The 24,612-nt window shown below is 51.0% G+C and carries 23 protein-coding genes; 11 read left to right on the top strand and 12 right to left on the bottom strand.

Annotated elements, in window-relative coordinates; all coding sequences use genetic code 11:
* Positions 1–157 precede the first annotated feature (157 nt).
* From K3T82_RS36585 to K3T82_RS36570, 4 genes are all read left to right on the top strand, one after another.
* Complete coding sequence (locus K3T82_RS36585) at positions 158–685, top strand: COG4315 family predicted lipoprotein (RefSeq protein WP_220198449.1); 528 nt, start codon at positions 158–160, stop codon at positions 683–685.
* 282 nt (positions 686–967) lie between these two features.
* Positions 968–1,786, top strand: a complete 819-nt coding sequence (locus K3T82_RS36580) for a MetQ/NlpA family ABC transporter substrate-binding protein (protein ID WP_220198448.1) — start codon at positions 968–970, stop codon at positions 1,784–1,786.
* Between the two features lie 186 nt (positions 1,787–1,972).
* Complete coding sequence (locus tag K3T82_RS36575; RefSeq protein ID WP_220198447.1) at positions 1,973–2,953, top strand: methionine ABC transporter ATP-binding protein; 981 nt, start codon at positions 1,973–1,975, stop codon at positions 2,951–2,953.
* Positions 2,953–3,615 carry a methionine ABC transporter permease gene (locus K3T82_RS36570; RefSeq protein WP_220198446.1) on the top strand — a complete coding sequence of 221 codons (663 nt, stop codon included), beginning with the start codon at positions 2,953–2,955 and terminating at the stop codon, positions 3,613–3,615. Before K3T82_RS36575 ends, K3T82_RS36570 begins: the two co-directional genes overlap by 1 nt.
* Positions 3,616–3,724: 109 nt before the next feature.
* Here K3T82_RS36570 and K3T82_RS36565 read toward each other — a convergent pair whose 3' ends face one another.
* Complete coding sequence (locus tag K3T82_RS36565) at positions 3,725–5,008, bottom strand: WD40/YVTN/BNR-like repeat-containing protein (RefSeq protein ID WP_220198445.1); 1,284 nt, start codon at positions 5,006–5,008, stop codon at positions 3,725–3,727.
* Between the two features lie 364 nt (positions 5,009–5,372).
* Here K3T82_RS36565 and K3T82_RS36560 point away from each other — a divergent pair, with 364 nt between their 5' ends.
* Positions 5,373–7,475: a serine/threonine protein kinase gene (locus tag K3T82_RS36560; protein WP_220198444.1), complete on the top strand. Its 2,103-nt coding sequence runs from the start codon at positions 5,373–5,375 to the stop codon at positions 7,473–7,475.
* A gap of 52 nt (positions 7,476–7,527) precedes the next feature.
* Here the strand turns inward: K3T82_RS36560 and K3T82_RS36555 are convergent, their stop codons facing one another.
* The gene (locus K3T82_RS36555) at positions 7,528–9,810 is read right to left on the bottom strand and encodes a DEAD/DEAH box helicase (protein ID WP_220198443.1); all 2,283 of its coding nucleotides are present in this window, start codon (positions 9,808–9,810) and stop codon (positions 7,528–7,530) included.
* Between the two features lie 157 nt (positions 9,811–9,967).
* Positions 9,968–11,752, bottom strand: a complete 1,785-nt coding sequence (locus K3T82_RS36550; RefSeq protein WP_220198442.1) for a S53 family peptidase — start codon at positions 11,750–11,752, stop codon at positions 9,968–9,970.
* Positions 11,753–12,061: 309 nt separating this feature from the next.
* On the opposite strand from K3T82_RS36550, the gene K3T82_RS36545 reads away from it, so the two are divergent.
* A complete protein-coding gene (locus K3T82_RS36545) occupies positions 12,062–13,003 on the top strand; it encodes an MBL fold metallo-hydrolase (protein WP_220198441.1) in 942 nt (313 codons plus the stop codon).
* Positions 13,004–13,044: 41 nt separating this feature from the next.
* Here K3T82_RS36545 and K3T82_RS36540 read toward each other — a convergent pair whose 3' ends face one another.
* Entirely contained in the window at positions 13,045–13,638 is a 594-nt protein-coding gene (locus K3T82_RS36540; protein ID WP_220198440.1) for a TetR/AcrR family transcriptional regulator, read from the bottom strand.
* 249 nt (positions 13,639–13,887) lie between these two features.
* Between K3T82_RS36540 and K3T82_RS36535 the strand changes: the two genes are divergently transcribed.
* A complete protein-coding gene (locus tag K3T82_RS36535; RefSeq protein WP_220198439.1) occupies positions 13,888–14,619 on the top strand; it encodes an SDR family oxidoreductase in 732 nt (243 codons plus the stop codon).
* Between the two features lie 68 nt (positions 14,620–14,687).
* Here the strand turns inward: K3T82_RS36535 and K3T82_RS36530 are convergent, their stop codons facing one another.
* Positions 14,688–16,934 (bottom strand): serine/threonine protein kinase, encoded by a 2,247-nt coding sequence (locus tag K3T82_RS36530; protein ID WP_220198438.1) that lies wholly within the window; start codon positions 16,932–16,934, stop codon positions 14,688–14,690.
* Between the two features lie 475 nt (positions 16,935–17,409).
* Between K3T82_RS36530 and K3T82_RS36525 the strand changes: the two genes are divergently transcribed.
* From K3T82_RS36525 to K3T82_RS36515, 3 genes are all read left to right on the top strand, one after another.
* Positions 17,410–17,970, top strand: a complete 561-nt coding sequence (locus K3T82_RS36525; protein WP_220198437.1) for a DUF6597 domain-containing transcriptional factor — start codon at positions 17,410–17,412, stop codon at positions 17,968–17,970.
* Between the two features lie 35 nt (positions 17,971–18,005).
* Positions 18,006–18,230: a helix-turn-helix domain-containing protein gene (locus K3T82_RS50450; RefSeq protein ID WP_420799382.1), complete on the top strand. Its 225-nt coding sequence runs from the start codon at positions 18,006–18,008 to the stop codon at positions 18,228–18,230.
* Between the two features lie 112 nt (positions 18,231–18,342).
* Positions 18,343–18,726 carry a VOC family protein gene (locus K3T82_RS36515; RefSeq protein WP_220198436.1) on the top strand — a complete coding sequence of 128 codons (384 nt, stop codon included), beginning with the start codon at positions 18,343–18,345 and terminating at the stop codon, positions 18,724–18,726.
* A gap of 156 nt (positions 18,727–18,882) precedes the next feature.
* Here K3T82_RS36515 and K3T82_RS36510 read toward each other — a convergent pair whose 3' ends face one another.
* A complete protein-coding gene (locus K3T82_RS36510; RefSeq protein WP_220198435.1) occupies positions 18,883–19,323 on the bottom strand; it encodes a winged helix-turn-helix transcriptional regulator in 441 nt (146 codons plus the stop codon).
* Positions 19,324–19,511: 188 nt separating this feature from the next.
* Here K3T82_RS36510 and K3T82_RS36505 point away from each other — a divergent pair, with 188 nt between their 5' ends.
* Positions 19,512–20,495, top strand: a complete 984-nt coding sequence (locus K3T82_RS36505; protein ID WP_220198434.1) for a quinone oxidoreductase family protein — start codon at positions 19,512–19,514, stop codon at positions 20,493–20,495.
* 42 nt (positions 20,496–20,537) lie between these two features.
* Here K3T82_RS36505 and K3T82_RS36500 read toward each other — a convergent pair whose 3' ends face one another.
* From K3T82_RS36500 to K3T82_RS36475, 6 genes are all read right to left on the bottom strand, one after another.
* Positions 20,538–20,897 carry a hypothetical protein gene (locus K3T82_RS36500; RefSeq protein WP_220198433.1) on the bottom strand — a complete coding sequence of 120 codons (360 nt, stop codon included), beginning with the start codon at positions 20,895–20,897 and terminating at the stop codon, positions 20,538–20,540.
* A gap of 3 nt (positions 20,898–20,900) precedes the next feature.
* Positions 20,901–21,365: a DUF6220 domain-containing protein gene (locus tag K3T82_RS36495; protein ID WP_220198432.1), complete on the bottom strand. Its 465-nt coding sequence runs from the start codon at positions 21,363–21,365 to the stop codon at positions 20,901–20,903.
* Positions 21,362–21,742 (bottom strand): cupredoxin domain-containing protein, encoded by a 381-nt coding sequence (locus K3T82_RS36490; RefSeq protein ID WP_220198431.1) that lies wholly within the window; start codon positions 21,740–21,742, stop codon positions 21,362–21,364. Before K3T82_RS36490 ends, K3T82_RS36495 begins: the two co-directional genes overlap by 4 nt.
* A 280-nt stretch (positions 21,743–22,022) precedes the next feature.
* On the bottom strand, positions 22,023–22,805 hold the full coding sequence (locus K3T82_RS36485) for an ABC transporter permease (RefSeq protein WP_220198430.1): 783 nt from the start codon (positions 22,803–22,805) through the stop codon (positions 22,023–22,025).
* Between the two features lie 2 nt (positions 22,806–22,807).
* Positions 22,808–23,578 (bottom strand): ABC-2 family transporter protein, encoded by a 771-nt coding sequence (locus K3T82_RS36480; protein ID WP_220198429.1) that lies wholly within the window; start codon positions 23,576–23,578, stop codon positions 22,808–22,810.
* The gene (locus K3T82_RS36475) at positions 23,578–24,558 is read right to left on the bottom strand and encodes an ABC transporter ATP-binding protein (RefSeq protein ID WP_220198428.1); all 981 of its coding nucleotides are present in this window, start codon (positions 24,556–24,558) and stop codon (positions 23,578–23,580) included. The genes K3T82_RS36480 and K3T82_RS36475 overlap by 1 nt, the downstream gene beginning before the upstream one ends.
* Positions 24,559–24,612: the final 54 nt, after the last annotated feature.

Genomic DNA, 24,612 nt, shown 5'->3' with positions numbered 1-24,612 from the left:
GTAAAAAAAACGGAAACGAAGACACCTACTGTTGTAGAGTAGGTGTCTTCGTTTCGATCACACTTAAGGACTGTACTTTGATGAATCTGTATGCTAGAGAAAGATAGCCAGTTCTCGATATCAAAATGCGGACTTTGCGTCAAAGGAGGTCTTTTTGATGTCAAAACGAGCTTTTTCTTTTCAGAAGGTGCTGACGCTGACGTTCCTCCTGTCCCTTGTACTTCTTGTTTCAGCCTGTCGTATTATGACTCGCGAGGAGGCCGAGCGCATCCAGCAGTCAAAGAACGCGAAGGCTTCGCTTTCGGATGCCGCACCAGCCTATCCTGCCTCTAACCCTAAGCTACCAGTCAAGACGACTCATCTAACACTTGAGGGCAAAAAGAGCATAGTACTGACGGATGCTCGCGGCTTCGTGCTTTATTACTATGTTCCTGATACATTGGCAAAGCCTGCCTGTACTGGTGCTTGCCTGACGGCATGGCCCCCTCTGATAGCAAATACCGACCATGTGAGCTTCTGCCATGATAAACTTCCAGGCGAGTTCGCGCTGCATAGGCTTGCAGAGGGGAAACAGGTAACATACAATGGACATCTGCTTTATACTTATATCAATGATCGCCAGCCCGGCCAGGTGACAGGCAATAACCTGTATCAGTGGTTCGCAGTAACAACTGAACTAAAGTGATGTACTACTGGTCGCATATCGAGAGCCAAACACGTAGCGATTTGGCCCATACGCAAGGTTGTCAATATCCCTTTCTTGCGTATGGGCCGCGATACTCACACTACCTCTTGTTAGATCCTCAGCTCTTCCCCGCGCGTAGCCTCTATATGTTGACAATATTGATCAACTTTGTTATGATTGGGCAACAAAGCAAACAAACGGCATTATGGATTGATACTCATGCACTACTACAAGTGGCGGGGGATCCAGAATAGCACTATCTCAGATTAGAAAGACACTACTATGCGTTCACTCAAGAGGTTACCGGGTATTATCTTAGGCGTCCTACTTCTCTCCTTGCTCGCGGCGTGTGGCTCCAATGCTACTTCGTCCGATCCCAACACCTTGACTGTAGGGGCTTCTGTTACGCCACATGCAGAGATTCTGAAATACATCAAGGATAATCTTGCTGAGAAAGAGGGCCTGAAGCTCAATATTGTGACGTTTAACGACTATGTTCAGCCGAACATGGCTCTAAAAGAAGGCTCACTTAACGCGAACTTCTTCCAACATGTGCCATATATGGAAGACTTTGGCAAGCAGCACGGTATTGATATGGTAGCTGTTACGAAGGTGCTTATCGAGCCGCTGGGCCTCTATTCTAAAAAGGTCAAGTCGCTGGATGCCATTGGTAATGGCGCGACCATCGCCATTCCAAACGATGTAACCAATGGTGGACGCGCGCTGCAATTGTTGGCAGAGAACAAGCTGATTGGTCTGAAGCCGGGCGTTGGGACGAGCGCGACGGTGCGAGATATCGTGAGCAATCCTAAGAATATCAAGATTACGGAGCTTGAGGCCGCGCAGCTTCCCCGCTCACTTGAGGATACCACCGCCTCAATTATTAATGGCAACTATGCTATGACCATCAACCTGAAGCCAAATAAGGACGCGTTGATCTTGGAGTCGGCGACAAACAATCCTTACGCGAATGTTCTAACGGTCCTGAAGGGTCACGAGAATGATCCAGCGGTTAAGAAGCTGGCGAAGTTGCTGAACACACCTGAAGTTAAGAAGTTCATTCTTGATAAGTATGAGGGCGCGGTCATTCCCGCCTTCTAAAGTGTGATGCTTTCCACTTCTACGAGAGGTGTGCAGAGAGGCGTACGCCACTTTGCATACCTCTCTCTTTCTCCATTGAAGGGTGAGGTCTTATGAGAAAACCAACCCCCATACGGGGGCACGGCGCTGCTCTCGTGGCTAGTGCTGGCGCACTCAGGTTTTCTAAAAAGGAGTATGAGATAGAAGATGATTCGCATTGAACATGTACGCAAGGTGTATGGTCGTGGCGAGGGAACTGTGGTGGCGCTTGATGATGTGAACCTGGAGGTTCCACAGGGACAGATCTTTGGTGTGCTGGGACAGAGCGGAGCGGGCAAGAGTACGCTTATTCGTTGTGTGAACCTGCTAGAGCGTCCAACCTCTGGCACGATTACGGTTGGTGGGCAAGAGGTGACGGCTCTTTCGGGGCGGTCGCTACGCCAGGCGCGGCAACGCATTGGTATGATCTTTCAGCAGTTTAACCTGCTTACATCTCGGACGGTCGCAGAGAATGTCGCTTTTCCCCTGGAGATTATGGGTGAGAGCAAGACCAAACGCCGGGCGCGCGTGAGAGAACTGCTATCGCTCGTTGGACTGGAAGAGAAGGCCGATGTCTACCCCGCGCAGTTGTCAGGAGGACAGAAGCAGCGCGTTGGAATTGCGCGTGCGCTGGCGAATTCACCTGATATTCTGCTCTCTGATGAGGCAACCTCGGCACTGGACCCGCAGACCACACGGGCGATACTTGACCTCCTACGTGACCTCAATCAGCGCATGGGGCTAACGATACTTCTCATCACTCATGAGATGAGCGTCGTCAAACAGATCTGCCACCAGGCGGCTATTTTGGAGGGGGGACGCATTGTCGAGCAAGGGCGTGTAAGCACGCTGGCTGCCCAACCGGATTCGCGTTTGGCCCGGTCACTCTTCCCCAGACCGGAGAATTATGTCGCGCGTCCCGGCTCAACAGTGGTGACTATCACCTTCGCGGGCGGCAATGCCAGTGAGCCAGTCTTTTCAACAATGGCCCGCCGCTTTGAGCTTGATGTTAACATCTTGAGCGGTAATATCGAGGCCATTGGCGATGAGCGTATTGGTCAGCTACAGGCGGAGTTCGCGGGTGAGCAGGTGCCAGACGCGCTGGCGTATTTACGAAATCTGGGATTACATGTGGAGGTACATGCCTGATGGAAAGTGGGATTACAAGTATTTTGCCTGAGCTATGGGAGGCTACGGGTGAGACGCTGCAAATGGTGCTTATCTCGACACTGTTCACCATCGTTGTGGGCCTACCCCTGGGCGTACTACTGGTGGGAACGGATCGTCGGGGACTCTTCCCTGCTCCAGCACTCCATCAAGTTTTAGGTGTCATTGTCAACATCGGGCGCTCGCTTCCATTTATTATCCTACTCGTTGCGATCACACCTCTGACGCGTTTTATTGTCGGCACTAGTATTGGTACCGATGCCGCCATTGTGCCGCTTACGATTGCCGCCATCCCTTTCTTTGGGCGCGTGGCTGAGACCTCGTTACGCGAGGTTGATTCTGGTGTGGTTGAGGCTGCGAAGGCCATGGGTTGCACAAACTGGCAGATAGTGCTCAAGGTGCTCATCCCGGAGGCTCTGCCCTCGCTAGTCCTGGGTGTGACCATTACAATCATCAGTTTGCTTGGCTACTCGGCTATTGCTGGCGCTGTAGGGGCGGGTGGCCTGGGGGATCTGGCGATCAGCTATGGCTATCAGCGCTTTGAGACCGATGTTATGATTGTGACTGTCGTGCTGCTCATTATCCTGGTACAAGGTATTCAGTTATTAGGAAATCTGATCGCGAGCAAGCTGACGAGGCGTTAGAGCGGGGCACTATATAGGCTGAAGCGTTGTGCCTGCATATAGGGATTCGGTTGTGCACATAGCGAGAGTGAAAGGCAACTTGAGAACCTTTCACTCTCGCTATTTTTTGTCAGACAAGTTGGTAGGTGACTTCTTGCCAGGTTTTTCCGCCATCTACTGTATGCAGCAGGAAGGTGCTGCCATCCTGAGTATATGTCTTGTAGTCCTGGCTATCTGTTTTACTTGTAATGGCCCATCCTTCAGTATTAGAGGTGAAGGAAAAATTGATGACGGCTTTTCCGGGTATCTTTGGATTCATGTGCGTCCAGTATGAGCCGCCATCCTCAGTGATATACAAAATTTCCTTTTGCAGAATAAACCAGTGTTGAGCGTCTCCATAGCTGATCTGAGGATTAGTGTTGCCAAGATATAGCGTTGGACTTGCCTGCCATGTCTTTGCTCCATCATGCGTCGTGTAGTAGAACAGCGTGTAGTGACCTGCAATCAATGTTTGTACAGGAATAATGCCGTAATGAGCATTGAAGAAGATAGGCTCTTTCTGTGTGCTTGCTCCACTAGCATAGTCCATGGAAGGTAGGTTTTGGCTTTGCCAACTCCTGCCGCCATCGTGGCTGACGACGAGGTTAGAGTAGGTAAGCCCATTTTGTATGCCAGTAGATTTATCTGGAAAGGCTGTCCACAGGCCCGGAAGCATGATCTGGCTTCCCTGGCTGGCTTTATTCTCCACTAGAAGTTGCCAACTTTTCCCGCCATCGCTACTATGCCAGACGCGCGTGTATTCAGTTTGCATCTCCTCATGACCGCCGCCTGTATGCGTATAAAAGCGTTTGACAGAGATCCAGGCATCCGTTTCGTTGGTAGCGGATAGAGCAGTGATACTGACTTGATGGCGAGTTTCGCCAAGGGTTTGGAGCACGCCGATAATAGTGCCCGGTCCCGATCTGATATCTGAATATGAGCTTGCGGTATCGGGAATCTCAGCGTTATTCCAGGTGCGTCCGCCGTTATTGGTACGGTAGACTTGTGCAAGCTGTGGCTCGTTAGTCTTGCCATATTGTTGATAGGTGGTGTTGCCTGGTTTGGTAATCCAGGCTACGTTGCCATCCACAAAAGTATTAACCCCACTAGTGAATATGCCTGATTGGGTGTCAGGCTGCCAGGGGGTTACGCTATTCCAATGCTTTCCCCGGTCGTTTGTATGCAGCAAGCCATGGTATGTGAGCGCCCAGCCTTTGCCATCAGGAAAGATTCGGATAGATTTCCAGCCACCAGTGCGTATGTTGCCATTTCCATTTCCCAGGTTCAAGCTGCCCGGTCCGCAGGCAGCCGTGAGCAGAGCCACGCAGGTTAGCCACCAGATAATAGCGAGTAGAGAAAGTTTTTGTTTTTTCATCAAAATACATTGGCGTGAGAACGCCGCCTTTCGGTTCACTATAGGCAGTATCACTAGTGATTTACTAATACCCTTCATAGTCTATCGTTTGAACCTGGATAATGTTACAAAGATATTAAATCATTAAATCAGATATATTTTTAATAAATCGGAAGTACAGTAAGCGTTTGATTAGCAAATAGCCCGATAATAGAGGATGAGAAGCACAAATCCTTTCTGTAACTAAGGCTCTAGTAGGGCTATTGAGCTTGATTTATCTCACGAAACCAGTAAAATTACAATTGATTGATTGCTATCTATTTGATAATTTAGCTTATTAATACTCTCCATTATTTATGGGCTAATCGAGGGTTGGAGGATTCCAATGGATACTTCGGAAGGCCTGGTTGGCAGGACCGTCGCTGGTTATGCTCTTACAACACAGCTTTCTTCTGATCTCTTTAAGTATGTGTATCTGGGTGAGAAGGTTACTGAATCTGGGGACAAGCAGTCGGTGACGCTGAAGTATTTTCACGCGCTACCTCTTGCTACTATGGATAGGCAGCAGCAATTTTTGCATGAGGCAGAACGGCTGAAGTCGTTGCAGCATCCTTATATTCTACCTATTGTGGATTATGGCATCAATGGCGAAACAGCGATACCTTACATTATTAGCGAATTCGCTCCTTTCCGTTCATTGCATAACCGTATCTTGCGGCAGTGGCCTCAGCCATTTTTGCTGGATGAGGCGTTGACAATCATTAAGCGCGTTGGTGAGGCGTTGGCTTACGCGCATGAACAGAAGATTGTGCATGGCAATCTGAGCGCGCAAAGTATTCTCTTCAATGCCAGCCAGGAGGCGCTATTGACGGACTTCGACCTTGCTTCCTTGCAGTCCGATTTGCCTCCAGAGACTAATGAAGCTTATCTCGCGTCAAGCAAGAATGGCGTGCAGGGAGATGTATATGCCCTGGCTGGAATACTGGCTGCCATGCTGAGTAGCGGTCAGACGTCGGTAAAATCGCCCGCGAGCGGTCGGACGCTGAATTCTCCTGGGAATTGGCTTCCCCAGGCCCGGCATGCTCTGCCATCTTCGCTATCAGCCTACCTGCATCAGGCGCTAAGTCGGGCGCTTGATCCTGAGCCACAACGGCGTTTTGCCAGCGCTCAGGAGTTTCTGTATGCTATACAAGAGCCTTCCATGTCTTCCCAGGAGAAGAGCGAGAAGGGCCAGTCTTTCGAGCGCACTGAGACTGGAGAGCAGGAAGGTGCTCAGCCATCTTCGACTCTGGCAGAGACCCGAATCGCACATTCCGTTGGTGATGAGCGAGAGGTGGTGTCCCGTTTGACTCCTCTTCCGAAGAGCCATATTCCCGCTAGCAGACGAGCCCCTCGTACAACAGGGACGCTAGCGCCATCGTTGACCTCAAAAGCACTATCTGATGCAACCCCATCTGTGCAACCAGCCCCTCCAAAGCGGCAAGTTGCCACTGATAAGCTGATGCCCGCGGTGGAGGAGGTTGGGCAGCAAAAGTCTGAAACTGGTGGGAAGCAGTCAACGTTGGATGACTCGAAGCGTATCAATTCTATGTTGGAGCAGTTACAATCAAACTATGCGAGTTTAAAACCGTTGCCGTCTGGAGAAGGCTTATCGAAGCCGGACGAGATAACTTCTAAAGGTGAAGCGAGAAGCGAGGCCGTTTTACCTTTGGTCGCATTGTCGCCGAAGCCTGCCGCTCACAAGCATAAAGGGCGCTTGATCCTGGCGCTCTCGCTTCTGCTGGTTATTTGCATTCTTGTAGGTTCAGTACTGCTCGCTACGCAGCAGAAGACGCCTTCGGACAATGTAAGCATGGCGGGAAGTACCGCGACCAGGATTTCTGAGCAGGCACACCCTGGTGAGCGTAGTACGCAGCCAGTGAGGCAGACGCCTGGAACTGGCACCACGACCTCGACCAGCGCAACAGCTAATGCAACATCTGGTACAAAGCAACCGGCAGGCAGCAAAGGAACGGCTAGTACAAATCAGTCGAATCAACCAACAACTACAGCACCAACACAAGCGCCAACAAATGCTTCCCCAGCACCCTCTGTATTCTATTCATTTGAGGGCAGCGGACAGGGTTGGCAAAGCACCTTTGGCTCGCTACAGAGTAGCTCGCAATATAGCTATGATGGAGCATATTCCTTAAAAGCCACGATCAGCAGGCAATCATATGCCTTCATCCGGGCTCAGATCACGCAAGGGCAGACTGTTACCACATATGTCTATGTACCATCTGGCACGCCTTCAATGACCGCCAACATTTCTATAGGCGATGGCAATAATCTTTGGTACGATGGACCAGTTATCGCGCTGACCGCGGGTCAATGGACGAGAGTGAGTTACACGATAGGTAGTATGAATATATCATCTCCACAGGTGGGTATTGACCTGAATGCTCCTAGTAGTGTTAGCGTCTATGTCGATGCTTTTAGCTGGGGATAGCGCGAGATAGGGACCATCTCACGGAAGCCTGAATAAATCAGCACTAGCTACATTAGTGGCTAGTGCTTTTTTTGTATAGGAGCGCATTAAGGAGATAAATGGCTCCTGCTTTGTCCAGAGGACGATTCTGATTGCCGCATTTGGGGGACATGATGCAGGCGTAGCAGCCCTCCGCGCAGGAGCAGGTTCGCAGCGTCTCAAGGGTGGCTTGTGCCAGCGCGGACCATTGCCTGAAGGCCTCCTCACTGTAACCTATACCGCCTGGATAGCCATCATAGATAAAAATGGTAGCCGCGCGTGTTTGGGGATGATAGGGGACAACGGAGACACCACCTACGTCGCGGCGGTCACCAAGGACGAAGAGTGGTAGGAGGGCGATCATGCCATGTTCAACGGCATGTAGCGCGCCAGCGGGATCGCGGCGCGCGCTGATAAGCTCCTCGATGAGAGCGTTGTCAATAAGCATCCAAAGCGCCCTGGTCTCAAGCGGAGCTGAGAGGGGCTCCTCTAGTTCGCATTGTTCTAAAATGGTGCGGTAGCGGTTATGGCGGCGAAGGAAGCCCTGAACCTCGCGCGTGACGAGCACTCGCCCGGAGTAGAGATGCAGGCGTGGGAGATGTTGGTGCTGTTCCACCTCTTGTATCTGCACATCTGTCTGGATGATAGGCTCGGTATAGAAGGCGGTTTCATGAGGGCGGACATCGATGCGCTTCTGCGCGAGATCGAGCTGTTGAACCTCGTAGGAGACACCCTGTGAGTAGTAGATAGCCCCTGGATGACACTCACTGATAGCATGGTGGATATCGGTCTCCTCAATGCGGCGCTCCCTGCTGCCCGTGGTTGCGCTCATGATTGAGAGACGCTCCCCAACCTGGCGCAGTGAGACCTGGAAAGCTACACTCTGACGTGTGTTGCGCAGATAATAGCGATTCCCATGCTGAACTAGTTCGCGTTCTTCGACGAGTCGCGCGAGCGTCTGAGCTGTGGCGGGTCCGAAGAGATGTTGGTCTGCGAGTGAAAGCGGCTGCTCATAGGCCGCGCATAAGAGATGGCGGGGAAAGATATAGGGATTATTGATATTGACCAAGGCACGCTCGGCGGGTTGGTCGAGCAGCATAGAGGGGTGTGCAGCGAAATATTGATCAAGCGCATCCTCACGCAATACAAAGATACTTAGAGCGCTGCGATTACGCCTCCCGGCGCGACCTGCCTGTTGCCAGAAGCTAGAAATGCTTCCGGGGAAGCCAGCCACGATTGAGACATCCAGGTCGCCTACATCGATGCCCACTTCAAGGGCGCTGGTCGAAATGATACCCAGAATTTCGCCACGCGCGAGCTGATCTTCGATTTCGCGTCGTTGCTCGACCGTATAGCCAGCGCGGTAGGCCAGAACCTTCATTTGCAAATAAGAAGGGAGCATACTTCGTGTCAGGCGCACCATACGTTCAACTGTCTGCCGGGCCTGACCGAAGAGGATTGAGCGCACTCCCTGTGTAATGAAGAATGCCAGCAGCCCCGCCGCTTCTTCGACATAACCGCTATCATCGGGTGGCTGCCAGAGTAGAGTCAGGCGCCCACCAGCGGGCGCGCCGTTAGCTGTGATGGCGCTGACATCATCACCAATGAGTTGGACAGCATGATCTTCGGGATTACCAATGGTCGCCGAGCCAAAGATAAAGCTTGGTTGAGCGTTGTGAAGTGCCAGGACACGCTTGAGACGGCGCAGAATAAGCGCGACATGGCTTCCAAAGACGCCCCGGTACATATGAGATTCATCTACAATGACATCTTGTAGGCGTGAAAGGAAACCTGCCCAGGAGCGGTGATAGGGAAGCAAGCCCATATGTAGCATGTCTGGAGTTGTAATCACGGCTTGGGCGCGTTGGCGGATCGCGGCCCGCTCGGCCTGGGGTGTATCGCCGGTATATACCTCGACACGGAGGGCCGGGTCCCAGGATGAGAGGCGCTCCTGCCATTGCTGTATCAGCGCACGCGTGGGAGCCACACAGAGGAGAGTCGCCCCTGGCTGACGATGGCGGCGAACGCGTGAAGGAAGAGCCATCGCATAGGTCTTGCCGGACGCGGTCGCGGTCGCGATAGTCACATGTTCATGACCCAGGGCCGCCCTCAAGGCTTCATACTGGTGCGTGTAAAGGTTCTCAATATCAGGCGGGAGCAGGGGGCGAATCTCGTCGTTGACTAGGGTATAGCGAGCCGCGCTAGGAGCGATCTGATGCTGGGCTTTGATACGCTCGGTGTATGTAGACCATTCGGTCAGGCGAGCTAGAAGTTGGTGTGCGTAACGCTCGTTCGAGGTCTGCTCATGCTGTGCCATCCTACCATATCCTTTCACTTGCCCCAATATGCCGCTCTATTCTAGCAGACTTTGGCATGTCGCGCACCGTATCTATCGAGCACAAAAAGAGAGCATGCATTACCTCTGTTGGACAGTAGTAATGCATGCTCTCTTGTTCTAGTTGGAGGACTATATTCTATGGATTCTCCGCGACCAATCCCGCGAACGTCAGGTAGAAGTTCCTGGCGTTGGGAGCACCCAGACCGGTGGAATAGTCCCAGCCCTGAGTCGCGGGGTAGTAGTTGTTATCGCCCTGCGTCACATCAAAGTAAGATGGGCCGCTGGGATCTTGCTTACCCGCAGCAATCTCATAGAAGAGATCAGTGCTATAGCCGTAGACTTTCGCCTTCGAGATCATGGCCTGATTGATGAGTGAAAGCGCAGTAGCCCAGATGGGAGTCGCAGCGCTGGTACCACCAGAGATATACCAACCACCATCCTGATAAATGGGCAGATTCGTCGCCACGGCGGCGATGTCTGGCACCTGACGATGTTTGTCGGAATACTTGTTTTGCATACCAGGAACGGCAGTGAACGCGGGCTGATTGAAGTTTGTGCTTAGTCCACCGCCACTGCCCCAGGCGTTATTACATTTTGTCTTATCGGTGGCATCCTGCCAGACAGTCTCGCCAACACGATTGCCCTGGGCATCGGTCTTCAGAAGCGTACCACCTACCGCTGTCGCGTAAGGATCGGACGAAGGATAGTTGACGTCTAGTTTATTCCATTCCATAGATTGGAAGGCACCACAGTCGCCGCTGGCGGCGAAGACCGTCATATGCTCCGCCTCGGTCAGCATTTGCATCTTGGCGCTCATAGAATTGAAGACTTCTTCGTAGAGCTCTTGCTCGCCACTACCCCAGCTAATGCTGACCATGCTAGGAGCATGTTTCTTAGCGTTGTCGTTAGCGATCTGCGACAGGATATTGTTGAATGTCTCCCATGATCCTGTGCCGTATTCATCTACACCCTGATAGACATTGATATCGATATCGGGGGCGAGTCCCGCGATCATCTCAATATCTAGAAGCGATTCGCCAACTGCATCCTTGGGATTGGGCTCGTTGTCGACATTGATGACCTTGAGGTTGCCCTTATAGCCAACACAATTGAAGTACTTCTGGACGGATGTCTTATCAAAGCCTTCTAGCTCCACAAGGTTAATGACCATGCCCTTGCCAGTGAAGCCCTGCTGCCAGAGGCTATCGAGGCCGTAGGCGTGGGCTACCTGCTTCCAGTTTACGACTCTTGGGTCATTCACCTCACAGGTAGGATCATTCGCATTGGAGCTACTCTTGAAGCTTGTCTGCTCCAATTGCTTGAAGGTCGCCTTGCTCGTGGGAGGCTTGCTATAGTTGTCGAGACCGGTAATCGCGACGATACGATCCTTCATAAAGTCGGGAATCTTGGGAGCCGTCTTGGGGGCAAAGAAGACGCGACCATCCTTGAGTTTATGCTTCACGAAGGTGGTTTGCAGCAGTGTCTCCAGGAGGCTCGCCTTGGAGTCAATGGTCATGCTTGTATGTGTGGTATCAAGTTTGAGATTAACGCCATCGACACCCAGGTAGCTCTTAATCTTGGCATACTGCGCATCGGTGATGCCAATCTTGTTAGCTTCCTGTGACAGGTCGATATTCTGATCTGACTTCTGCTTCAGATCTTTGAGCTTCTTCAATTCGTCCTGATTGGCTTTAAAGGTCACCAGCACATGAAGTTTGGTATCGCCTGGAAGCGGGCCAACTTCTGGTGAATTGAGGGCCTCAGCAGGTATCTTGAGGTCATAGTCTACATATTTTACATCTGGAGTTGTGGGAGTGGGTTTGGCAGTGGTGTCTCCACCGCCACTACACCCCATAAGCATGATTAGCAAAACGCCAAATATGCTGACTAACGCGTATTTGCGAGTCTTTACCTTGTGCATATTCCTAGAAAACTCCTTATAGGATGATGCTTTGTCTAACAGCGTCCCACGCTGTGAGCGACCGATTTCTGATGCCAGTCAGGTCATTTTCTCGACTTAGCGAGATTGGAAATTTTATTAGGATTGATAATTAAGAATATAACATAAGTAACTGAGCCGGGGAATGATGTATCTCACAATGTGGATGTGAAGTGCCCCCCCCATCTCATGCAGAATGAATACTTTCCATGTAACGTGGGTTATATGTCAGAACGTGAAAGCGTCAGGTGGGGAATGTCGGAAATAGCAATAAGCACAGGAGCGGCGAGCATGAGTAGGCATCAGAAGCGAGCGAATAAGAACGCAGTTCAATATATTCACCGCGTCGTGAAGAGCGCAGGGTCTGGTGGTGCGGGAGACCTGACCGAAGGGAAGATCTTCTTTGTGGGTACGGCAACAGTTATCATGCAATACGCTGGTTTTACCATTATGACCGATCCCAATTTTTTGCATAAGGGCGATTCGGTACATTTGGGCTATGGAATACATTCAAAACGCCTGACGAATCCAGCGCTTGAGCTTGAAGAGGTGCCGAAGGTCGATTTTGTGCTTCTCTCACACTTGCATGAAGACCATTTTGATCGGATCGTTATGCGTAAGCTTGCGCGGACTACACCGATTGTGACTACGCCGGAGGCTGCCGCGACGTTAAAGAAAAAGGGTTTTAAGACAGTCTATCCATTGAAAACATGGGAGAGCTTTATTCTTGAGCGTGGAGCCGTGCAACTGAAGGTAACAGCGATGCCGGGCAAACATGCGCGGGGACGGTTAGCAGGTCTGCTTCCGCCAGTTATGGGAAGCATGCTGGAGTTCCAGCAAGTGGCGACAGAAGAGACTCTAATGCGACTCTACATCAGTGGTGATACCATCTATATGCATGACCTTACCGCCATTCCTCTACGTTATCCCGACATTGACCTGGGGCTTTTCCACCTTGGCGGAACGCGTATCATGGGTCTGCTCGTTACAATGGACGCGAAGCAGGGGCTTAAAGCCTTTCAATTGATTAACCCACGAATTGGCATCCCCATTCACTACAACGATTACACCGCCTTCAAATCGCCATTGAAGGATTTTCAGCATGCGGTAGAGAAAGCCAAATTGACTTCACGAATGCATTACCTCGCACATGGTGACACCTATACCTTTACCGTGCCATCGGAACGCCTGGCAGCAGTATATGCACCCGCACAGACACATGAGAAAAAATAGCTATGTGCAAGTATGGCGGCTGAAATGGTTTGAGCAGCGAGCTATTGATCTTGTTTGCTCAGGAGCAGAATGTGATTGACGAGCGTGTGTGCGTAGTTGTCATCGAGTGGTGCTGGATAGAGGAGAAAGCGATACCACTTCGCGCCGTAGACCTGATCCGCAAGTACCTCGGGATCGACCTCGGAAGGCAGTTCTCCGCGTTGAATGCCGCGTTTGAGAAGCACGACCAGTTCCGCACGACGAGGTATAATGAAAAGGCGTTGAAATTCATGCGCAAAATCTTCGTTCAAGAGTGATTCCGCGACCAATCCACGCAGAAGCGCTCCTGATGGGCCTGCAAGACCCGGAAGCGCCAGTTTCAGATGTGTTAACAGGTCGCCTTCAAGTGAGCCTGTATCCTGAAAGGGAACATGCATTTCAACATATGTCGTAAGCGTCTCTAGAGCTACTTCTGCTTTGGAAGACCACCAACGGTAGATCGTCTTCTTACCCACTCCCGCGCATGCCGCGATGGCTTCAATGGTCATCGCACGGTAACCATCTCGCTTCAGCACCTCCATGGTAGCTTGTAGTATGGCCTGGTGCGCCTGGTCACTTCGTGGACGTCCACCAGCCTTCTTTTCCAGTTCTTCCATTTCAATCCTCACTCTCAGACAACTTTTGCTTCCCTATTGACAAATACGATACGGAGCGTATATATTTATCATTGTTGATTAGGAGACACCGCGTATCGTTTATTGTAACAGAAAGTGGGTGAGCAAACAACATTTTAAGCTAGAGCTAGCCATTTGTTTGCTTGACCGGGCAAACGGTCAATAGTTTAAGATAATTTCTGCGATTATTCTGAATACGCATTGTTACATTGAGGAAAGAGAGATATAAACGTGAAACTTGAGAATCAGCAAGTCGTTATCATTGGCGGGACATCGGGAATTGGATTGGCAACTGCTAGAGCGCTGATTGCCGAAGGTGCGAAGGTTGTCGTTGCTAGCCGCCAGCGCGACAAGATTGACCAGGCACTAGTGGAGCTAGGAGAATCCGCAAAGGGTGAGGTAGTAGACACGACCTCCCGTGAGGCGTTACAGGGATTCTTTAAGCGTGTCGGGACATTTGACCATTTGGTCTTGACTCTGGGGGGAAGTGAGGGAGCAGGTGAGTTCCGTACGCTAGACTTTGATTCGCTACGTCGCGCCTTTGAGGACAAGTTCTGGCCGCAACTGCTTGCCGCCCAGGTTGGTCTCGATTACCTGCGGGCAGATGGTTCTCTTACTCTTGTTAGTGCGGTCACGGCTCATACGGCTTATAGTGGGGCCTCTGGTCTGGGAGCTCTCAACGGAGCATTGGAAGCAATGGTCCCGACCCTGGCTCTTGAATTGCAACCCTTGCGTGTCAATGCTGTCGCGCCGGGGCTTATTGCGACTCCCTGGTGGAATGGTTTGCCTGCCGAGGCGCGTGAGGCTATCTTCTCGCAAGCGGTCGCACTTCAACCGGTTAAGCGTCTTGGGCAGCCTGAAGATGTGGCTCAGGTCATCTCTATGCTGATAGCTAACCCGTTTATGACAAACAGCATCATCGATTGTGATGGTGGTGCGCGTATCAGATCATCTCTGGCTTAAAGCAAAAAGAGGCCTCGTAGGGAATCACGATTCCCTACGAGGCCGTCTCTGCAAGCAATGCACTGTGGCTACTGCCAGGCTTTGATTTTCTGATAGGCAACATCGGTTGGACTGCCATCGCTCAGAGCGACCAGGGCCACGTTGCCGACAGTAGGTAGGCTGACCTCCTCGATACTGAGTACAGGTTCAAGATTGATAAAGAAAGTAACCTTCTTATCTGTAACTACCATAGCGATCAGATTGGTAACGTTTGTGCCGATGCCTGTATTGATAGCTGTGCTCTTGCCTTTGCCGTGAGTAAAGGGCGTGTTATTGTAGCCGATTTCGTAGTCGCCTGTTTGGGAGATGTAGAAGTAGCATGACGATTTGACATCGCCCGCGCCAAATACTATGCCGCCTGTAGAACCATTCAGGATAGATAATTGGACCTGCAAGACGAAATTCACGCCGCGTTGTAGATTAGCAGTCTCGTTAGAGGCTTGGCACCATAAAGGTTGTTTGACCTGATTCGTCTTCGCGTGATAGAAATTATCGTTCTGGCCGAAGTAACAGGAGGGGATGGCATCAGGTTCTCCCTGCTTCCATTGGCCTGTATTGGATTTGTTCAGCAGATCAGTGAAGATAAGGCTATCTTCATTATTGTTACTGCTTTCATCCACGTTATACTGCGCGGGAATATGCACGGCATCAATAGCTTGCTGTACATCCTGCATATGTTTGGCTACTGCTGTCGCCTGGGCATTCTTCTTGGCGGTCGCCGTTGAGTTGATCGATGCTTGAGCAGTAGCAGTCATTTGAGTATTGCCCCAGGCAAGCAATTCGACATTAGCATTCCCATTGTTCACAATAGCTTCTTGTAAGGTATTGGAAATTGAGCAGTTACAGGCGACAATGAGGACAGCGAGCAAAACAAGCATTATCGCGGTGCCTGGAGGAAGATGCTTGACGATGAAGCGGGGGATATCTTTGGGTCCCTCGATCTTCACATAGTCGTCGTATGTCCTGAGGACGCGCGAAATATGCTCAAGCTTCTGTACCTGTTCCTCCAAAGAGGAGGTATTGAGAGGTTGACCAGGAGCGGGAGCGCTGCCGGAGGCTGTCGGATTCGCGCTGGGTGTAGCGGGTGCCTGACTCTGTAGCGTCTGAATCTGGTGTGAGATGTTTCGTAGCTCGGAAAGCATGGCTTGCCGCTCGCCGGGATCGGAAGAAACCACACCATTGGCATTGGGCCGGATGGCTAGTGTGACCACAAGCGCACCATTTGGGCCATTTGAGGTTGATGGCTTGCCGAGGCCATCGATCTGGATAATTTGTCCAGGCTGTGAGTTCGGTGGCACTGTGATATTGACCTGGCGGTTGCCTGCGAGGGTTAAAGGAAAGGTCGTGCCGGATTGAGCTTCTGCCGCGCTCAGACCGAGCATGATATATTGATTCTCTCCACGTTTCCCCTGATCCAGAGCACGCGTGAAGGCATCGGCGAATTCCGCGACCGACGAGAAGCGAGATTGCGCTTCTGGAGCGAGCGCGCGCTGAAGTACGCTGCTCGCAGCAGGTGTCATCTTAGAAGCGCGCACATCCGCATCAAACAGCGCTGAGAGGCTCTGACCGTGATAGCGCGCAGGCGTGTATGCTTGCCCGGTAAGCAACTCATAGACGATGATAGCGAGGGCATACTGATCACTGGCAGCCAGGGGACGCCCTGCCATTAGCTCTGGAGCAATGATACCCTGCTCATGCGAGTTCGAGGTAAAGCGTGTTATCGCGAAGTCTGACAATTCCAGATGCGGGAAGCTGTTGCTGTCGCTTTGTGGTCGTATCAGGAAGTTTGTCTGTTTGACGCCCATATGAAGCACGTTGCGTTCATGTGCGTATTGTAGAGCCTGGGCTGCCTGACGCACAAAACTTAATAGTTCAGTGCTCTCTAGTCGCGCATTTGGTGCGTTTGACTGGCGCCTGTTTTCATGCAACCAGACGTCGAGTGAGCGCTCCGCAACAAGGGGCATTACCATGTAGACAAAGTCATGCTCCCGGTTCACCTGTTCAGGTGCCATAACCCCAAAATCGAGTAGAGGCAGGATATGGGAATGGTCCAACGCAGCAACCTCTTCCATTGCGCGGTTGAAGTGTTGGAGCCGTTCGGATCTTCCCCTGGATACCTGTGCCAGGCGCGTCAATTTGAGCGCGACATGACGGGTCGTGTGGGTGTCCACTGCCTGATAGACTGACTGGGTTTCACCTTGATGTATAAAGTGCAGCAGTCGATAGCGGTCGATTACGGGTTGATTTGCAATATCATTTGGCGATTTTCCAACCATAAACCTTTACCTATACTTTTGTCCGATGTTCCGCCATCGGCATACTGTACTTAATATGCGCTGAGCCTATTTCACCATATCTATCTGAACGTCGTTTGATTTTGGGGTTAGCTCAGCACATTGTTAACGTTAGAGACCTCTCACTGCTCAGGTATTTTGAAGGCAGGTGATATTTGCTGAATCGTTTCTAGAAGATCACCCTGTAAGCCATGATCTTTGTGAATAGCAAGTGGAGAGAAGTCCTAAATCAAGCCATTAATACCTTACCAACATCCATGTTTATTTAAATATATAGCCTTCAATATAGCAAGGATACTGGTGTGATAAAAGGGTAAAATAGGTACAATTTCCTACGAAATACAAGTTTGACAGAGGGGGGTGCAGCATTAGGAAATGCCTTGCTTTTGAGAGGGGAATGGGGTAAGCTTGGCATGGAGATGCAATAGCTCAAGTGTTCTAGTGAAGGATGAGCCAGGTGGGTAGCCGTATTTTTTTTCCGGGCGCGCCTCTTGGGGAGTTTGTGGATCGCTTCTGGTATTATGAAGAGGACATCAGAACGTCTTACACAAAGGATCGTCGTTTGCCTGATGGCGTGGCATCACTGATTATCAACCTGGATGACGACTTGATACGAGTGTATGATCGGTATAACCCCGATGTATTCCAGAGTTGTCGTGGTTGTGTTATCAGTGGCGCGCGATCAGAGTTTTCTCTCATCGATACAGCCAGCCAGAAGCGTGTGATAGGAGTGTCGTTTAAGCCGGGTGGCGTGGCTCCCTTCCTGAACATTCCTGCCTCTGAGTTGCATAATCAGATTGTCTCCTTGAATCTGTTATGGGGACATGAAGCTCTTGAACTGCGCGAGCAAATGCTTGAGATTGGATCACCTGAAGGGGCATTCGCTCTACTAGAACAGGCTTTGCTCAGGCGTTTGAAGCGGCTCTATATTCATCCTGTGATCACCTTCTCACTAAAAGAGTTCCAGCATTCTGAGCATGAGCTGACGACTTCAGCTATGAGCGAACGCGCGGGCTGAGCCAAACGCGCTTCATTCGGGTCTTCCGCGATGCGGTGGGCCTGACACCCCGGCAATTCTATCGTGTTCACCGCTTTAATGAAGTTCTACGTTTGCTTGAGAGCGATTCTCTGGTACATTGGGCTGATATCGCGCTGACCTGTGGTTATTATGATCAAGCGCACCTCATTCACGATTTCCAGGCATTTGTCGGGTTGGCCCCAGGTGAGTACCTGAGCCAACGGTCAATATATAGTCATCACATTCCCTTTTCTGATTGAGGTTTCATTTTTTACAAGACGCGAGCCTTCTCTATCTACTACACTTTAACCGCGAACGCGCACACTTTCACGCGCTCGAAAATGCATCATGTAAGGATGGAGAAGCAAGCATATGAATATGTCACATGTGCGACAAGGTGGGGGAACTGTGCGCCCCTACCTTTATGGGCGACCTGAGTTATTAAACTTTGTAGTTCAGGTTTTTGGCGCGCAGGAATTAGAGCGCTCTCCGACGAGCAAGGGCGGAAATCACATCGAAGTACAGGTTGGCGATTCGATTATTGTGCTTGAAACGGGCGAGCCATCTGAGAGCGCCACACGCTCCTCTGTGTATGTCTACGTTGAGGATGTGGACGCAACCTACAGGCGTGCTCTTGAGGCAGGCGCGATCTCCCTTATAGCACCTGAGAATAAGACCTACCATGAGCGGAATGCAGGCGTGAAAGATACGTTTGGTAATGTCTGGTGGATAGGTAGCCTTCTCACCTCCAACTAAACATACCCTGTGTGAACTGATGATTTCTTAAACCTTATGCTCACCATGTGCTGCTGTTTCAGGAGCACATGGTGAGCACTCGCGTCTTGATGTCGGGGAGGCTACGATATATGTGACTTGGTAAGACGAGTTTTGCTAGCTTGAGATGGTCCTGGTTCAGTCATGGGCAGAAGCTTCTTCGACGCGCTGTTGGACCAGGAGGGCAATCTGGTCTTGAAGGTGGGTATGATCTCGCTGATCATATGCATCCCTGGCGCGTTCAACCTCGTCAATGTGTTGCTCGGACCAGTCACGTAGAGCCCAGAGTGGCTCGATGAGGGTCTGACCAAGAGGCGTGAGGGAGTATTCGACCATAGGGGGAATAACCGGATAAACAACTCGGTTGACCAGCCCGTTGCGCTCAAGTCCGCGCAAGGTCTGAGTGAGCATCTTCTTGGAGATACCTTCGAGATGCGCGAGTATTTGACTAAACTGCAACGCTTCCTCGCGTACGGAGATGAGCACAAGCAGAGTCCATTTGTCGCTGAGTAGCTCTAGCCCACGCCGTGTACGGCAATTGACATCGAGCGGTTCTATTACGCGCTTTCTTCTTTCCATGCTTTAACTATACCATAAAAGCGCTAGGGCTACCAATATGAGCAGGTTACTCAGAAGTATCCTTGCCACTTTTCAGTGCCTCCTTACGGGCTTATGACTCCGCCATCTATAATCAAAGGCATCGAGACTATGCCTCGATTGATGTTTGTGATGCTGTTAGCCAAAATTATATAGATGGAGTATAAGCGATGAAAGCGGTAATTATTCCTGCATTTGGAGAGCCTGAAGTCTTAAAAGTACAGGAGTTCGCAGAGCCGCAGCCGGGTGCGGGTCAGGTCGTTATTCGTGTAGCCTACGCAGGTGTTAACTATGCTGAGACAATGTTGCGGCGCGGCGGACATCATCAGGTCTCACTGCCAATTGTACCAGGCCTGGAGGTCGCAGGCTATGTTCATGCTCTGGGCGATGGTGTGGAGGGATTGTATGTAGGGCAAATGGTCGCAGCATTTACGGGCATGGGCGGATATGCTGAATTGGTTCTGGCTCCGGCGGCCTTAACGATCCCGTTTGATGGGGTCGAGCTTGCGACGGCTGCGGGGTTCCCAACCATAGTGCCAACAGCATATGACATGCTGGTGAATCTAGCGCGAATTCGTAAGGGGGAGAGTGTGCTGATCCATGCGGCGGCTGGCGGGGTTGGGACTATTGCAGGACAGATAGCGCGCGAACTGGGCGCGAGCCAGGTAATTGGCACTGTGGGAAGCGAGCGAAAGATCGAGTATGCGCGAGCCTTCGGATATGATCACGTGCTGATCCGTGATGGCTACGAAAGTGCTGTACGCGAGTTGACGGGCGGGCGTGGCGTGGATGTTGTGCTCGAATCGACAGGTGAGCCCGTACGTAGCCAGAGCCTCAAGCTATTGGCCCCTTTTGGGCGCTTAGTCATCTTTGGTAGTGCCAGTGGTGATCTGGATAATCCTCTGGGCATTCCACGTGAGCCAGGAGCGTTTCTGGCAGAAAGCAAATCCATTATGGGCTATAGCATTGGGAATCTCTCTCAATCAGCGCCCGAATTGCTTTCCGCGACCTTTCGCCAGTCACTTGAACTGGTAAAAAGCTCGCGTGTAAGAATCGACATTGCCGATATTCTTCCATTGGAACAGGTGAGTGAGGCTCACCGCCGTCTGGAGTCTCGCGACTCAACGGGCAAGCTTATCCTACACGTATCATAGATTTCTGGCGAGGGGTACACTGACCCCTCGCCAGAGGTGTGATCAGGCGGCGCTTAACTCGTGTAAGTGCCTCATCGTAGACGCGATCCATTCCAGTTCGGCCTGTAGTATAAGGCGGATGTGCTCACGGATAATCTGGCGGACTGCTCCTGCGTAAGCATCTTCTTTCCGTATGCCATACTCATCGAGCACTCGCTCCAGATTACGCTGGACCAGTGCTCGACGCTCCTCCAGAATGAGCACTGCCTCGTCTGGTCGCATATAGCGCAGGAAAAAGAGACCGACATCGATAGTATCGGTTTCCAGATCATAATTATGCATGGCGAGACGCAATTGTTGATCCAGAACGCACTGTTGTTCACGCGTGAGGGAAGGGAGGCTAATACAAATGGTTTGCCACATGCCTTAAGCACCCGCCTTTCGTCGTGTTGAGCGTGTCCAGATCAGCGTGTTATAGGCCAGAAGCGTCGCGATGACGAAGAGCAGAACTGCATTCATAGGATGCAGCGCTGTAAGGAGAGGAAGATTGAAGCCGTGAAAGAATGAGACGAGCCCCACCTGAAAGATTATGTCCAGAATCAGCAGAAGGTGTAACAGGATAATCTTGCGTGGAAAGCGACATGGAAAGAGCAAAATCAGTGACAAGATTGATAGCTCAGCCAGCGACCATCCCAGTCCGGAGTGCTCCTTTAACCAGCTTGCATTAACGAAGATACCCATGCCTGCCAGGTAGGTCTGGATGAGTACACCCAGCGCGAAGAGCCAGGCCGCGATAATGTAGAGGACCCGCAAGGTGCGTGTGATGGGCCCGGCTGGGCGTTTGGCTGGCCGGGCTTGTTGGGTTGTATCAAGTTTGCTTTGTTCTATCATTTGACAATGACCTCCAATTTCATGCCACTATGAATTGTGCAGTAGAGTTTGAAGGTCCCTGCTGTGTTGAAAGGTCCGATGGAGGTCGAACTATTGCCACCAATTTGTATGTTCTCAACCCTGGGTGCGCCTGGTTCGGTTGCGGGTTTGGCGGTCTCGCCGTCCCAGGTACCATTGGCGATAGTATGAGGTGTAAAGGTATCGGAGGTGAGATTGATACTCTCGCCTTTCTTGATGGTAATAGATGGAAGGGCAAATTGAGTGTCGCTCATATGTACTGTATTGGGGGCGTCACTGGCTGCACCATTGCTGCTACAGGCGACCATGCTCAGAAGAACGAGACTGCATAAGATGAGGATGATGGTCTGACGAAACACGGTTGTAACTCCTTTAAGTGTATCTATAAATCTCGCGGTGTTTCCGCGCTATCATTTCTACGGTCGAAGTCGCGAACCGCTATCACCCGGAAAGGGTGATAAAGTGGGTGAAATTTGGCGGCGGGAGCGGGTGGATGGAGTGGAGTGCGCGGAGTAGGCGAATGCGCTGCTACATATGGGGGATTTGGTCTGCTGATTACAGTTGTGAAGCTAGATGAAGAGATGCTTCTCATTGTTTGCTAAATGAAAAGCATCTCTCGAATAGAGGGCGATGGAGTTTCTAGCTTGTCGCGCTTGTATAGCGCCGCAAGCCAGCTTTCCAAATTATCTGGACTAGAATGACAGCCATACCAGCTATTGCTATCCCAAGAAGAAGCGCTTGTGGATCGCTATGACCAAAGAGCGCCCGTGCTGGAAAGGTAGAGAGAAAGGCAAAGGGCAAAATATAGGTGAAGAGAAAACGTAGCGGCTGACCGTAGATTTCAACTGGGTAGCGCCCAAATTGCCAGAGAGCTGAGTACAACACATCCAGTTCAATAGATGGTACCCAGAGAGAGACGCTAGCCATCAGGACTCGTGAAGCCCAGGCGATGACCAGACCTACCCCTACTAGAAGCAACCAGCTAACTATTCCCCACCAGGAAAGATGCGAGCTTCCATTGGATAAACCTAAACTAATTGTGAGAAGGCCCATTGCCGCCTGGGAGAGCGAGAGCGGTTCACACCTTCCCAAACTTACCAGAAAAAGGCTCGGCGCTGGCTGTACCAATATGGTATCTAGCTTACCATCCCTTACCTGACCCGCGAACCAACGAAGATTTGGCTCAACGTAGGTCGCGAATATGCCGCTTACAATTTGAAAAGTTCCAAGTAAGACAATGGATTCGCTCAAACTCCAGCCAGCCAGGGTCTGTGTTTGTGTATAGACCGCGCCCAGGACCACGAAACCAGAAGCGACATTGAGAGCAGTCAATACAAGTTGAAAGACCAGATTAGCCCGGAATGTGATTTCCCGACGTAAGGAAAGCGAAAAACTGGCGGCAAGCAGTCTCAGAAGTTTCATGTTTATCCCCCGATTGCCGTATAACGACGTATGCCAGCTCGCCAGATAACGGTCACTAAAAGCCAGAACATAATCAACCAAAGCATCTGCCATCCATATCCTCTGAGGATCTGGTTGGTATCCAGGCTAGCACTCATAATTTCTGCCGGAAACCCAAGTAGCGCGCGAAATGGTAAAGCCTCTCCAATAGCGCGAAAGCTGGGCGGAAGAAAAATAATGGGAGCCGAGGCACCACCTAGCAGAAAGATCAATGTTTCGTTCAGACCCACAATGCCATGCGCTTGTTCAGTCCAAAAAGCGGAGAGTGCCAGGACATACGTGATGAGAAAGCGTAAGATCGCCGCGAACAGCAGAGCAGGTAGTGCCAGTAGGATCAGGCGCACATCCCATGATATCTTTTCGACTATGCTCACAAGAAGGAGCAGTGGCAGGCCAAACAAGAAGTGCCAGAGGCGAAGCGCAATATTTGTGCCGAGTGGTCCCAGCATAACTGGCTGTGGTTTAAGCAACGCCTGACTGAAGGTTCCATCATAGATTGTATTGGAGACCGTGTGATTCTCATAGGAGACCGTCATCAACTGAACTGCCAGGAGCGCGACATAGTATATCCCAATCCGAGTATTACCGGGAAGCGCGACTGACCAGACCGCGAGGCCAATTAGTGGCCCTACAGCTTGATTCAGCAGCATTGTGAGCAGGAAAGGGCGCCATGCCAACCACTGGAGGATCTCGCGCTGTGTTGAGATCAAGAGCAAGCGTAAGATGCGTCTCACTACATTTCCTCCGTATAGACCTGATCGATGACGCGCTCCAATGGTGGATTTTCTATTGCCAGGTCAATTACTGTTAACTCTGTCAGCAGGCGCGTGGTGACCTCTGCTACCTGTGAACGCTTGACGCGTAGCGCGACTTTATTTGGCTCTTCTTCAATAACTTCACCATACATGCTCCACAGAGGCATTATTTCATCCGCGAACGCGACTTTGAGTAGTTTATAGGATGAGAGTGTTGTGGAGAGTTCTTCCAGATCCCCATCATATTTCACTGTTCCCTGGTCGATCAGCACGATTCGTTTGCAAAGCGTTTCGACATCAGCCATATAATGACTTGTCAGAAGTATCGTAGCGCCTGTCTGATGACTGTAAGTAGAGATGAAACGGCGCATCATCTGCACTGCTGTTACATCCAGTCCAAGCGTAGGTTCATCCAAAAAGAGGATGCGTGGTTGGTAGATAAGTGAGAGTGCCAGGCCACAGCGCATCCTTTCTCCCAGGCTCAGCGCACGGATCTGTCGTTTGAGCAATGGCTCCAGATGAAGCATTTCTACAAGCAAAGTTAGGTTCTTCTGGAAGGCAGTGTCTGTTATTTCATACAGGAGTTGTTGGAAGTGGAGCGAATCGAGTACAGTAAGCTCACCTGGACCACCTATAGGCTGACTCCCCCGAATCAAGGCGATGCTTTGTAAATAATGCGGCTCTCGGTGCCAGGGAGTAAAGCCAAGGACACTTACCAACCCACTGGTTGGATGTAGGATACCGCTGAGAATTTTTAAAGTGGTTGTTTTTCCGGCCCCATTGGAGCCAATAAAACCCGCTATTTCTCCCGCTTCAAGTTCGAATGAGATATCCTGAACAGCCCGTATCTCGCGGTAAGTGCGTCGGAATAATGAGGATAGTGCGGCTTGTAATCCTGCCTCTCGTACAGGAGCCTTATAGATCATAGCAAGATCTTTGACATTGATGACAGAAACCATAGATTCCCCTCTTTTGATATGAGCATATCCATCGTTCTGTGCATGCATGCGGAG

It is taken from the genome of Ktedonospora formicarum (assembly GCF_016587355.1).
Lineage (GTDB): Bacteria > Chloroflexota > Ktedonobacteria > Ktedonobacterales > Ktedonobacteraceae > Ktedonobacter > Ktedonobacter formicarum.
Note: the sequence above shows the minus strand (reverse complement) of the source record. Positions and strands in the feature narration are given on the sequence as shown.

Bases quoted from the DNA above. Each gene is read 5' to 3' on its own strand.
- K3T82_RS36475 (WP_220198428.1), bottom strand. From the start codon at position 24,558: ATGGTTTCTGTCATCAATGTCAAAGATCTTGCTATGATCTATAAGGCT.
- K3T82_RS36515 (WP_220198436.1), top strand. From the start codon at position 18,343: ATGAATATGTCACATGTGCGACAAGGTGGGGGAACTGTGCGCCCCTAC.
- K3T82_RS36555 (WP_220198443.1), bottom strand. From the start codon at position 9,810: ATGGCACAGCATGAGCAGACCTCGAACGAGCGTTACGCACACCAACTT.
- K3T82_RS36505 (WP_220198434.1), top strand. From the start codon at position 19,512: ATGAAAGCGGTAATTATTCCTGCATTTGGAGAGCCTGAAGTCTTAAAA.
- K3T82_RS36580 (WP_220198448.1), top strand. From the start codon at position 968: ATGCGTTCACTCAAGAGGTTACCGGGTATTATCTTAGGCGTCCTACTT.
- K3T82_RS36565 (WP_220198445.1), bottom strand. From the start codon at position 5,008: ATGAAAAAACAAAAACTTTCTCTACTCGCTATTATCTGGTGGCTAACC.
- K3T82_RS36510 (WP_220198435.1), bottom strand. From the start codon at position 19,323: ATGGAAAGAAGAAAGCGCGTAATAGAACCGCTCGATGTCAATTGCCGT.
- K3T82_RS36550 (WP_220198442.1), bottom strand. From the start codon at position 11,752: ATGCACAAGGTAAAGACTCGCAAATACGCGTTAGTCAGCATATTTGGC.
- K3T82_RS36570 (WP_220198446.1), top strand. From the start codon at position 2,953: ATGGAAAGTGGGATTACAAGTATTTTGCCTGAGCTATGGGAGGCTACG.
- K3T82_RS36585 (WP_220198449.1), top strand. From the start codon at position 158: ATGTCAAAACGAGCTTTTTCTTTTCAGAAGGTGCTGACGCTGACGTTC.
- K3T82_RS36560 (WP_220198444.1), top strand. From the start codon at position 5,373: ATGGATACTTCGGAAGGCCTGGTTGGCAGGACCGTCGCTGGTTATGCT.
- K3T82_RS36540 (WP_220198440.1), bottom strand. From the start codon at position 13,638: ATGGAAGAACTGGAAAAGAAGGCTGGTGGACGTCCACGAAGTGACCAG.
- K3T82_RS36575 (WP_220198447.1), top strand. From the start codon at position 1,973: ATGATTCGCATTGAACATGTACGCAAGGTGTATGGTCGTGGCGAGGGA.
- K3T82_RS36530 (WP_220198438.1), bottom strand. From the start codon at position 16,934: ATGGTTGGAAAATCGCCAAATGATATTGCAAATCAACCCGTAATCGAC.
- K3T82_RS36485 (WP_220198430.1), bottom strand. From the start codon at position 22,805: ATGAAACTTCTGAGACTGCTTGCCGCCAGTTTTTCGCTTTCCTTACGT.
- K3T82_RS36500 (WP_220198433.1), bottom strand. From the start codon at position 20,897: ATGTGGCAAACCATTTGTATTAGCCTCCCTTCCCTCACGCGTGAACAA.
- K3T82_RS36495 (WP_220198432.1), bottom strand. From the start codon at position 21,365: ATGATAGAACAAAGCAAACTTGATACAACCCAACAAGCCCGGCCAGCC.
- K3T82_RS36545 (WP_220198441.1), top strand. From the start codon at position 12,062: ATGAGTAGGCATCAGAAGCGAGCGAATAAGAACGCAGTTCAATATATT.